The organism is Micromonospora sp. DT4, assembly GCF_049841675.1.
GTDB lineage: Bacteria > Actinomycetota > Actinomycetes > Mycobacteriales > Micromonosporaceae > Micromonospora.
This window is the reverse complement of the sequence record NZ_JBNCKT010000147.1, coordinates 1-10,406: the sequence shown is the minus strand read 5'-3', so window position 1 is coordinate 10,406 and position 10,406 is coordinate 1. Positions and strand designations below refer to the sequence as shown.

Here is a 10,406-nt window from a genome sequence, read left to right as displayed (position 1 = left end):
CATGCTCCGCGACAAAACGCCCTACCAGGCACGTCCCGCCGCCATCGCGGCTTGACAAAAACATAGGGACACCCCCCCGACCAGCCTCGCCCAGCACCGTTGATCATGAGGTTGGCGGGACGATAGCTCGCCGAGCCGCCCGCCAACCTCATGATCAACGAGCTGCGGTCAGGGGGTTGGGAGGGTGGTGGTCCAGAGGGAGGCGCCGTCGCGGTCCCGCAGGTGAACCGTCAGGGCCGCCGACTCGCCGTCGATCGACACCTCGCCGAAGTGCTGGGGGCCCTCGGCCGGTGAGGTGTTGGCGCGCGGCGGGGCGTGCACGAAGACGTCCAGCAGCGGCCCGTACGAGATCCGCCGGTACAGCGGCCCGTTGTCCGAAGGGCGCGACCGGACAGCCAGCGCGGCTTGACCCCGGTGACGGGCTCACGCAGACTTCGCCGGTGCGTCCGCTCAACCACGACGAGTTCCAGGCCATGCGTCGATTCCCCGCGCTGGACGGCCTGCGGGCCGTGGCAGCCGTGATGGTCTTCGCCTTCCACTTCGGCGGCCCGTCCTGGGCCTGGTTGACAGGCTGGATCGGCGTACACCTGTTCTTCGTGCTCTCCGGCTTCCTGATCACGACGCTGCTGTTGCGGGAGGAACACCGCTACGGGCGGGTCTCGCTGCGCGCGTTCTACCTGCGGCGGTTCTTCCGGATCATGCCGGTGTACCTGCTCGTGCTCTTGCTGACCTGGACGCTGGCCCGGCTCAACGGCACCGCCGACGCGGTCGAACGCTCGCTGGCCTACTACCTGCTCCTGCTCAACGACTTCCTGCCGGCCAAGGCCCCGTACCTGCACTCCTGGACGATCGGGATCGAGCAGAAGTTCTACCTGCTCTGGCCGGCGATCGCCTTCGTGCTGGTGACCAGCGCCTTCCGTCGCCGGCTCGCCGTCACCCTCGGGCTGCTCGTGCTCCTCGTCGCGCTGATCCCGCCGGATATCGCCTGGCTGAGCTGGCCCATCCACTACGTGGCGATCCTGCTCGGCTGCCTGACCGCCGTGCTGATGCACCACCCGCGCGGCTTCGCCCTCCTCCGGCCGCTGACCCACCCGGTCACCGCCAGCGTGGTGATCGTGGCCTTCGCCGCGGTGCAGGTGGCCGTGCGGTACTGGCCGGTCCGCCTCGGCCAGGAGGCGCTCATCGGCAGCTACGCGGCGGCCGCCGCGCTGCTGCTGCCGGCGCTGCTGTCGCGCAGCGTGCTGGCCCGTGTGCTGGGGCTGCGGCCACTGGTGTTCGTAGGCGAACGGTCGTACTCGATGTACCTGGTCCAGTCCATCGCGGCGCAGGCGGCGGTCGGGCTGCTGCCCGCGATGGGGCGCCACAACACCGGCATCTTCGTGACCGCCGTGGTGGTGGCGTTGCTCCTCGCGGACGTGCTCTACCGATGGGTCGAGCTACCAATGATCAAGGTGGGCCGCGAGCTGGCCGCGCGGGCGTCGCGACCCGCGCCGCGCGACCAGGATGACGCGCCAGGCGCGGTCGGGGACGCCGTCCGGATACCCCGCCCCCGCGAGGTGCTCCCGGACACCGTCCCCGCGGCCCGCGGCTGACCACCCGAGTGACCGGGCTCACAGGTCCGGTTGTCACAGCGCGGCCGGATCGGACCGTCGTAGCGGTGTCGAACCGATCGAGGAGACTGCCGTGCAACGGATGAGGCTCTTCGAGGTCGCGCCTCAGGGATAGCAGGCCGTGTCGGGCCTGGAGAAGTACGTCCAGGCGAACGTCGACCACACCGCGCTGGAGCTGGTCAAGCTGCGGGCGTCCATGCTGAACGGCTGCGCGTACTGCGTGGACATGCACAGCCGCGACGCCCTCGCCGCCGGCGAGTCGAGCCGGCGGCTGTTCGCGGTGGCCGCCTGGCGGGAGGCGCTGTCGTTCTTCGACGAGCGGGAGCAGACGGCGCTGGCGCTCACCGACGCGGTGACCCGGCTCGGCGAGCACGGCGTGTCGGATGAGGTCTGGGACGCCGCCGCGAAGGTCTGGTCGGAGAAGGAGTTGGCCGATCTGGTCCTCGCGATCGCCACAATCAACGTGTGGAATCGCATCGCCGTGACGACGCACACGGAACCCCCGGCGCAGGTGTGACGGCAGAGGCGGCAGAGGCGGCCGGTGCGCTCCAGGCGCACCGGCCGATGCTGCTCGGGCTCGCCTACCGGCTGCTCGGCAGGCCGTACGCCGAGATCGCGGAGATCCTGGACCGGACCCCGCAGGACTGCCGGCAGTTGCACCATTGGGCGACCACACGCGTACACCAGGAGGACCGCCGCTTCACGGCCAGCCGGTCCGAACGTGAGCGGTTGCTGGAGGCGTTCCTCGCCGCCGCACGGAACGGGGACCTGGCGACGCTCACCCACCTGATGGCCGAGGACGTCACGGCGTGGAACGACGGTGGCGGTCGCGTGCGCTCGGCACGCAACCCCGTGCGGGGCGCGGACCGGGTCGCCCGCTACTCCGCCGGGATCTACGGCCCGCGCCGCGCCTGGACGGCGAGCCGGCTGGAACTGAACGGCGAGCCCGCCATCCTGCTCACCCGATCCGACGGCGGCCGGTACACGCTGACCGTCGCCGCGGCAGCCGGCCGGATCACCGAGGTCTACGTCGTGGGCAACCCGGAGAAGCTACCCCCGCCCGACTGAAGCCGACGCGGTCAGCCCAGCTCGGGGAACCAGAGCGCGATCTCACGCTTGGCGCTGTCCGGCGAGTCGGAGGCGTGGACCAGGTTTTCCCGGTTGGACAGCGACAGGTCACCCCGGATCGTGCCGGCGGCGGCCTTGCGGCCGTCGGTCGCGCCGACCAGCCCACGGACCGTGTCGATGACCTGGTCGCCGGAGAGGACCAGGGCAACCAGCGGGCCACCCGTCATGAAGTCTTTCAACGGGGGGTAGAACGCCTTGTCGACGTGCTCGGCGTAGTGCGCGTCCGCGAGCGCGGCGTCCATCGTCCGGTGCACCATCGCGTCGATCCGCAGCCCCTTGCGCTCGAAGCGGGAGAGGACCTCGCCGACCAGGCCGCGGCGGACCGCATCGGGCTTGATCAGCACGAGGCTGCGCTCTTCCGGGCTGTTGCTGGACACGCTGGGTTCCTCCTGTACGCGCAGAACGCTTGGGGTCGGTACGGTCAGCCTAGCGACCCGGTCCCGGCGCCGGCGCGGCGGCCGGTCTTTCCACCGGTGGCCGATCCGGCCTAGCCTGGCCCTGACCCCCGGGAGGTCCACTGTGGCGAATGGCGGGAACCGGCCCATCGCGCCGGTACGCAAGCTGATCGGTACGGTGCTCGGCACCGTAGCCACCTTCGTCGTCCTCTTCGGGCTGGGCATGACCAGCTGGGCCATCGTCGCGCTCGGGGTCGCCCTGCTGGTGCTGGCGATCGCGCTGGCCACGGTGAAGGGCGGCGGACGTACCTGGGTGGTCGGCGTGGCACACGTGCACAGCGCCTCCGAACCACCCACCCAGTACGCGTTCGGCCGGTGCGAGCTGCAACTCGTCATCGACGCGCCCGGCCTGCCGCCCCGATCCAAGAAGATCATCGAGCCGCGGGTGCCGGTCTCCAAGTGGCCGTCGCTGGGCCAGACTCTGCCCATCCGGGTTGCGCTCGACGACCAGCGGCACGTCAAGGTCCTCTGGGACGAGGTGCCCACCCACGCCGAGACGGCCGCGGCCGTCGCCGACCTCCCGCCCGAATTCGGCGACATCGACGCCGTGGACGACGTGCTGATCCAGCAGGACGCCCCGCCGTGGGCGGACCGTGCGCCGGACGAAGACTTCCGGGATTCGCGCGGCGGCGACCCGTTCGGCGACCCGCGCGGCCCCGATCCGTTCCGCGACCCGCGCGGCGGCGACCCGTTCCGCGACCCGCGCGGCCCCGATCCGCTCCGCGACGACCGGGGCGCCGCACCCGCCGAGCGCGAACCGGTGGTGGTGAGCCAGGCCCCCGGCGGCCCGGTGGTCCTCGAAGGCGTCGTCGTCGAGCAGCAGACCGGTGCGGGACTGCCGCGGCGGGCCACTCCCGCACCCCGGCCGCCGGCCGAGGAGCACTTCGACCAGCCCGGTGTCGACCCTCTCGACCCGGGCGACGAGACCGCCGGCGAGTCCGGCGACGACCACGTCGACGCGGCGACGGAGGCCCGGCCCGCAGCCACCGCGGACCGTCCCGATCGGCCCACCGACACCCCACCGGCGCAGCGGACCGGTCCGGTCCCCGCGGACCCGCTGGACCTGCCGCTGGACGATCCGACTCCGGCCGGAGCGGCCCGCGAGACCGTCACCGCCGAGGCCCTGGACGAGGCGATCTTCGGGTACGACGGGGCGTCTGCGGCGGAACCGGCCGGCCCGATCAGCGGCGTCGGCCTGACCCTGCTGGTCACCGACCTGTCCCGGTCGCTCGGCTTCTACCGCGACATGCTCGGCTTCACCGAGGTCGACCAGGGCACCGGCAACGCGGTGCTCGCCTTCGGCACGACCCGGCTGGTGCTGCGCGAGGTGACCGGCGCGGCGCCGATCAGCCGCCGGCTCGTGCACGTCAACCTCGAGGTGGACGACATCGAGGCGGCGTACGGGCGGCTGCGCGACTCCGGCGTCCGCTTCACGTACGCCCCAAGGGTGGTCAACCGGGGCAGCAGGCTGGAGGTGTGGGCGGCGGCCTTCCGGGACCCAGACGGCCACGGCATCGCCCTGACCCAGTGGCGCGAACGCGCCGACGCCTGACCCGGCGTGCTCGCCGGACCGGGTCGGGCGTCAGCCGAGGATGACCCGGCGGACGTGCAGCGCGTACGCCCAGACCAGCGCGAAGATGATGCCCAGCACCAGCAGCGACCAGTGCAGCAGCCCGGCCAGCATCAGAAGGCCCTGCAGCACGGTGCCGGCGTGCCAGGCCCAGGGACGGCGCATCATGCCGGCGAGCAGGATGGCGGCCACCGCCAGGGCCACCACCACGGCGATGGCGGCGCCGCCGAGGTCACCGCCGACCACCCGGATCGGTTGGATGGCCAGCAGCAGTACCAGCGCCTCCAGGCCGAGCGTGCCGGCGCCGAGGCCCCGTACGGCTCCCTGCGGGTTACGCAGCCCGGAGCGCCCCACCTGCCCGACCTCCGACTCTCCCGCCGGCGATCCGGGCGCGCCCTGATCAGGCGTACCTGCCTCGCCGGCCGAGGATGCCTCGCCACGCGACGGGCCTGCCTCGCCACGCGACGGGTCGGTCGGGTCGTCGGTGGCACGCGGGTCGCGCTCGGGGCCGGTCATCTCTTCAGTAGCCGGCGGGCGTCGGCGACGGTGACCACCGAACCCGTGACCAGGACACCGACTCCGCTGAGCTCACCGGGGACGTCCTCCTCGGCCAGCGCGACCGCCAGCTCGATCGCGTCCGGCACCTCCTCGGCCACCTCGACCCGCTCCTCGCCGAAGATCTCGACGGCCAGCGCGGCGAGTTCCTTCGTCGACATCGCCCGTGGCGAGCTGTTGCGGGTGACCACTACGACGTCGGCCACCGGTTCCAGCAGCTCCAGCAGGCTGCTCGCGTCCTTGTCGGCGAGGACGCCGACCAGTGCCACCAGCTTGCTGAACGCGAACTCCTCCTGGAGGGCGGTCACGGTCGCGGCCATGCCGTGCGGGTTGTGTGCACCGTCCAGCAGGACGGTCGGGGCACTGCGGACCCGCTCCAGCCGGCCCGGGGAGCTGGCCGTGGCGAACCCCTCCCGGACGGCTTCAACGTCCAGCTGCCGGCGGGCCCCGGCACCGAGGAACGCCTCCACGGCGGCGAGCGCCACCGCCGCGTTCTGCGCCTGGTGCGCGCCGTGCAGTGGGATGAACACGTCGTCGTAGACGCCACCGAGACCCTGCAGCTTGAGCACCTGCCCGCCGACGGCGACCGCCCGGCTCAGGACGCCGAACTCGGCACCCTCACGGGCAATGGTGGCGCCCACCTCGGAGCAGCGTTCGAGCAGGGGACGCGCGGCCTCCTCCTCCTGCGCCGCCGAGATCACGGTGGCGCCCGGGTGGATGATGCCGGCCTTGGCCAGCGCGATGTCCTGGAGCGTGTCGCCGAGCCACTCGGTGTGGTCGAGGCCGATCGGGGTGATCACGCAGACCCCGGCCTGGATGACGTTCGTGGCGTCCTCGGCACCGCCGAGCCCCACCTCGACCACGGCGATGTCGACAGGCGCGTCGGCGAACGTGGCGAACGCCAGCGCGGTCGTCATGTCGAAGTACGTGAGGGGCTCGTCGGACCGAGCGTCCACCAGCTCCGCCAGCGGCTTGATCTCCCCGTAGACCGCGGCGAATCGTTCCTCGCTCACCGGCTCGCCGTCCAGGCTGATCCGCTCCCGGACGGTCTCCAGGTGCGGACTCGTGTACCGGCCGGTGTGCAGCCCGAACGCCCGCAACAGAGAGTCGATCATCCGCGCGGTGGAGGTCTTGCCGTTGGTGCCCGTCAGGTGGATCGACGGGTACGCCCGCTGCGGACTGCCGAGCAGGTCGAGCAGCGATTCGATGCGGTCCAGCTCGAACACCATGCGGGTGAAACCGCGGGCGTTCAGCTGGGCCTCGACGGCGGCGAAATCGGTACGGTCGGTCACGAGGTAAGCGTCTCCAGAGCAGCGTCGATCCGGACCAGGTCGGCCTCGGCGGTGGCGAGCCGGTCGCGGATCTTCGCGACCACCGGCTCGGGGGCCTTGCCGACGAAGGCCGGGTTGTCGAGCTTCGCCCGGGCCTGCGCGACCTCCTTCTCGGCGGCCGCACGGTCCTTCGTGAGCCGGGCCCGCTCGGCGGCCAGGTCGATCGACCCCCGGGTGTCCAACGCGACACCGACCGCGCCGGGCATGGCCAGCGTCGCGCTGGCCTGGAAGTCGTCACCGGCGGGGTCCAGGCGGACCAGCGACCGGATCAGCGGCTCGTGGGCCGCGATGCCGGCCCCGGCCAGCCCGTCCAGGCGGGCCGCGACCCGCTGCGTCGGGCGCAGCCCCTGGTCGGAACGGAAGCGGCGGATCTCGGTGACGACCCGCTGCACGGCGGCCAGCTCGACCTCGGCAGCGTCGTCGACCAGCGACCGGTCGGCCACCGGCCAGGCGACGGCCTGCACCGTCTCGCCGCCGGTCAGCGCGAGCCACAACTCCTCGGTGACGAACGGAATCACCGGGTGTAGCAGCCGCAGCAACTGGTCCAGGACGTGTCCGAGCACCCGCCGGGTGATATCCGCCTGCTCACCGCCCTCGGCGAGCACCGGCTTGCTCAGCTCGACGTACCAGTCGCAGACGTCGTCCCAGGCGAAGTGGTAAAGCAGGTCGCACACCTTGGCGAACTCGTACGCCTCGAACTGCTCGTCGACCTCGGCGGTGACGTGCGCCAGCCGGGACAGGACCCACCGGTCGACGGTGGAGAGCTGCTCGACCGGCGGCAGCTCACCGCTGGTGTGCGCGCCGTTCATCAACGCGAACCGGGTGGCGTTCCAGAGCTTGTTGCAGAAGTTACGCGAGCCCTGGCACCACTCTTCGCTGACCGGCACGTCCTGGCCGGGGTTCGCGCCCCGGGCCAGGGTGAACCGGGTGGCGTCGGCACCGTACCTGTCGATCCAGTCCAGCGGGTCGACCACGTTGCCGAAGGACTTCGACATCTTCTTGCCGAACTGGTCGCGCACCATCCCGTGCAGCGCGACCACGTCGAACGGCGGCCGGCCGTCCATCGCGTAGAGGCCGAACATCATCATCCGGGCGACCCAGAAGAACAGGATGTCGTAGCCGGTGACCAGCACGCTGGTCGGGTAGAACTTGGCCAGGTCCGGGGTCTCTTCGGGCCAGCCGAGGGTGGAGAACGGCCACAGACCACTGGAGAACCAGGTGTCGAGGACGTCCTCGTCCTGGTGCCAGCCCTCGCCGGTCGGCGCCTCCTCGTCGGGGCCGACGCAGACGATCTCGCCCGCTGGGCCGTACCAGACCGGAATGCGGTGCCCCCACCACAGCTGGCGGGAAATGCACCAGTCGTGCATGTTGTCGACCCAGGCGAAGTAGCGCTTGGCCAGTTCGGCCGGCTCGATGCGCACCCGGCCGTCACGGACCGCGTCGCCGGCGGCCTGCGCGAGCGGGGCGGTGTTGACGAACCACTGCAACGACAGCCGCGGCTCAACGGTCGTCTTGCAGCGCGAACAGTGCCCCACCGCGTGCACGTACGGGCGCTTCTCGGCGACGATCCGGCCCTGCTCGCGCAGCGCGGCCACGATCGCCGGCCGCGCCTCGAACCGGTCCAGCCCCTCGAACGGGCCGGGCACGGTGATCACACCGCGCTCGTTCATGACGGTCAGCGCGGGCAGGTCGTGGCGCTGGCCGATCTCGAAGTCGTTCGGGTCGTGGGCGGGCGTCACCTTGACCATGCCGGTGCCGAAGGTCGGGTCGACGTGCGCGTCGGCGACGATCGGAATCCGCCGGCCGGTGAGGGGCAGCTCCACCTCGGTGCCGATCAGGTGCTGGTAGCGCTCGTCGTCGGGGTGGACCGCCACGGCGGTGTCACCCAGCATCGTCTCGGCCCGGGTGGTGGCCACCACGACCTCGTCGCTGTAGCGGATGGAGATCAGCTCACCGTCGTCATCGGTGTGCTCGACCTCGATGTCCGAGAGCGCGGTCAGACAGCGCGGGCACCAGTTGATGATCCGGTTGGCCCGGTAGATGAGGCCGTCGTCGAAGAGCTTCTTGAAGATCGTCTGGACGGCACGGGTCAGGCCGGCGTCCATGGTGAAGCGCTCGCGGTCCCAGTCGACGGAGTCGCCGAGACGGCGCATCTGGCCGAGGATCGCGCCACCGGACTCGGCCTTCCACTGCCAGACCCGCTCGACGAACTTCTCCCGGCCGAGGTCGTGCCGGGACAGGCCCTCGGCGGCGAGCTGACGCTCGACCAGGTTCTGGGTGGCGATGCCGGCGTGGTCCATGCCCGGTAGCCACAGCGCCTCGAAGCCCTGCATCCGCTTACGCCGCGTCAACGCGTCCATGAGCGTGTGCTCGAACGCGTGACCCATGTGCAGCGAGCCGGTGACGTTCGGCGGCGGGATGACGATGGTGAAGGGGGGCTTGTCGCTGTCGGCGGAGGCTCGGAAGTGCCCAGCGGCTACCCACTGCTCGTACCGTCGCTGCTCTACCTCGCCGGGCTGGTACTGGCCGGCAAGGGTCGGGGCGTCGGGGCGTCGGGCATCCAGTCTCTCGGTCACCTGACAAGTCTACGGAGGGCTTCCGCAGACCTGACGTGCGCCACCTCTCGTTCGCGTACGGTGTCGGCTATGTCCGACGCACATCTCACCGAGCGGTCGCTCGACCACAGCCGCGAGCCGGTCGAACTGACCGAGGAGCCGATCCAGCTGAGCACGCGGGACACCGGCGGCGACCCCGACGAGCGCTCCGGCGGCTGGTCCCGGCGTCGCAAGATCGGCTGGATGGTCGCGCTGGTGGTCGGTCTCGCGGGGGCGGGCGTGCTGGGGGTCGGCGGGTGGCGTGTGGCGCAGCAGAAGGACACCCGGCTGACCTCGCCCGACCAGGTGGCGGGGTTGACGCGGGACGACAGCGAGCGGGCCAAGAGCACGGCGGACTACCTGCGCAGCGGCCTGGCCGCCGACATCGACCTGGACCGCAGTTTCGGTACCGTCTACCGCGACCCCGCCGACGACAAGCGCTCGGTGCTGGTCTTCGGCGGCACCACCCTGCTGTGGCAGCCCGAGCGCGATCTGAACAGCCTCTTCGGCCTGATGTCCGACGAGACCGGCGCGGTGACCGGCCTGCGGGACGTGCCCGCCGGCGAACTGGGCGGCGTCATGAAGTGCGGCAGCACCAGCGGTGAGGGTGGCGACTTCGCGGTCTGCGGCTGGGCCGATCACGGCAGCGTCGGGATGGCGATGTTTCCTGGCAGGTCGGTGACCGACGCCGGCTCTCTGCTGCGCGACCTCCGCGACGGCATGCAGACCCGGGACTGACCCGGGCCCGGCAGTCCCGGCGCCCCGGCTCCGAACCGAGCGCCACCACCACACCCTCACGTGATCTGACCGGTAGATGACCTGTGCCGGGTCGGGTTTTGGGCGCGTGGGGCTGGCCCGGGTGTGGGCGAGCACCCAGTGCGGGTGGCCCGCGGCGCTGGCCGCCGCGCACCGCGCCATCGGTAACGTCGTGCTCCGCTCCCCTTATTGGGGGTCCGACGCCAGTTCGCCGAGTGGCGCTGTTCAGGCGTTCGGACAGCGCCACTCGGCGAAGTGGCGGAAAAAGGGGTAGCTCAGCGACCGCAGGTCGAATATGCGGGTATGCAGAAAGGGCCACCCCGCTGGGGGTGGCCCTTTCTGAAAGATTGTCCGGCGGTGTCCTACTCTCCCACACCCTCACGAGTGCAGTACCATCGGCGCTGGAG

10 protein-coding genes are annotated in these 10,406 nt (G+C 71.4%); 5 read left to right on the top strand and 5 right to left on the bottom strand.

What is annotated here, in order from left to right:
- Positions 1–168 precede the first annotated feature (168 nt).
- Positions 169–321, bottom strand: a complete 153-nt coding sequence (locus tag ACLQ24_RS26460; protein WP_425894420.1) for a hypothetical protein — start codon at positions 319–321, stop codon at positions 169–171.
- A 119-nt stretch (positions 322–440) separates the two neighbouring features.
- Between ACLQ24_RS26460 and ACLQ24_RS26455 the strand changes: the two genes are divergently transcribed.
- From ACLQ24_RS26455 to ACLQ24_RS26445, 3 genes are all read left to right on the top strand, one after another.
- A complete protein-coding gene (locus ACLQ24_RS26455) occupies positions 441–1,592 on the top strand; it encodes an acyltransferase family protein (protein ID WP_425894419.1) in 1,152 nt (383 codons plus the stop codon).
- 139 nt (positions 1,593–1,731) lie between these two features.
- Complete coding sequence (locus ACLQ24_RS26450) at positions 1,732–2,127, top strand: carboxymuconolactone decarboxylase family protein (RefSeq protein WP_425894418.1); 396 nt, start codon at positions 1,732–1,734, stop codon at positions 2,125–2,127.
- On the top strand, positions 2,124–2,678 hold the full coding sequence (locus tag ACLQ24_RS26445; RefSeq protein WP_425894417.1) for a hypothetical protein: 555 nt from the start codon (positions 2,124–2,126) through the stop codon (positions 2,676–2,678). Before ACLQ24_RS26450 ends, ACLQ24_RS26445 begins: the two co-directional genes overlap by 4 nt.
- An 11-nt stretch (positions 2,679–2,689) precedes the next feature.
- Here ACLQ24_RS26445 and ndk read toward each other — a convergent pair whose 3' ends face one another.
- Positions 2,690–3,115 (bottom strand): nucleoside-diphosphate kinase, encoded by a 426-nt coding sequence (gene ndk, locus ACLQ24_RS26440; RefSeq protein WP_425894416.1) that lies wholly within the window; start codon positions 3,113–3,115, stop codon positions 2,690–2,692.
- Between the two features lie 142 nt (positions 3,116–3,257).
- On the opposite strand from ndk, the gene ACLQ24_RS26435 reads away from it, so the two are divergent.
- Positions 3,258–4,745 carry a VOC family protein gene (locus tag ACLQ24_RS26435; protein ID WP_425894415.1) on the top strand — a complete coding sequence of 496 codons (1,488 nt, stop codon included), beginning with the start codon at positions 3,258–3,260 and terminating at the stop codon, positions 4,743–4,745.
- Between the two features lie 30 nt (positions 4,746–4,775).
- Here ACLQ24_RS26435 and ACLQ24_RS26430 read toward each other — a convergent pair whose 3' ends face one another.
- From ACLQ24_RS26430 to ACLQ24_RS26420, 3 genes are read right to left on the bottom strand one after another with little or no spacing between them, the layout of a single operon-like run.
- Positions 4,776–5,279: a DUF4233 domain-containing protein gene (locus ACLQ24_RS26430; RefSeq protein WP_425894414.1), complete on the bottom strand. Its 504-nt coding sequence runs from the start codon at positions 5,277–5,279 to the stop codon at positions 4,776–4,778.
- The gene (locus ACLQ24_RS26425) at positions 5,276–6,610 is read right to left on the bottom strand and encodes a bifunctional folylpolyglutamate synthase/dihydrofolate synthase (protein WP_425894413.1); all 1,335 of its coding nucleotides are present in this window, start codon (positions 6,608–6,610) and stop codon (positions 5,276–5,278) included. The genes ACLQ24_RS26430 and ACLQ24_RS26425 overlap by 4 nt, the downstream gene beginning before the upstream one ends.
- Complete coding sequence (locus ACLQ24_RS26420; protein WP_425894412.1) at positions 6,607–9,225, bottom strand: valine--tRNA ligase; 2,619 nt, start codon at positions 9,223–9,225, stop codon at positions 6,607–6,609. The genes ACLQ24_RS26425 and ACLQ24_RS26420 overlap by 4 nt, the downstream gene beginning before the upstream one ends.
- A gap of 69 nt (positions 9,226–9,294) precedes the next feature.
- Here ACLQ24_RS26420 and ACLQ24_RS26415 point away from each other — a divergent pair, with 69 nt between their 5' ends.
- The gene (locus ACLQ24_RS26415; RefSeq protein ID WP_425894411.1) at positions 9,295–9,981 is read left to right on the top strand and encodes a hypothetical protein; all 687 of its coding nucleotides are present in this window, start codon (positions 9,295–9,297) and stop codon (positions 9,979–9,981) included.
- Positions 9,982–10,406 lie beyond the last annotated feature (425 nt).

Bases quoted from the DNA above. Each gene is read 5' to 3' on its own strand.
- ACLQ24_RS26430 (WP_425894414.1), bottom strand. From the start codon at position 5,279: ATGACCGGCCCCGAGCGCGACCCGCGTGCCACCGACGACCCGACCGAC.
- ACLQ24_RS26415 (WP_425894411.1), top strand. From the start codon at position 9,295: ATGTCCGACGCACATCTCACCGAGCGGTCGCTCGACCACAGCCGCGAG.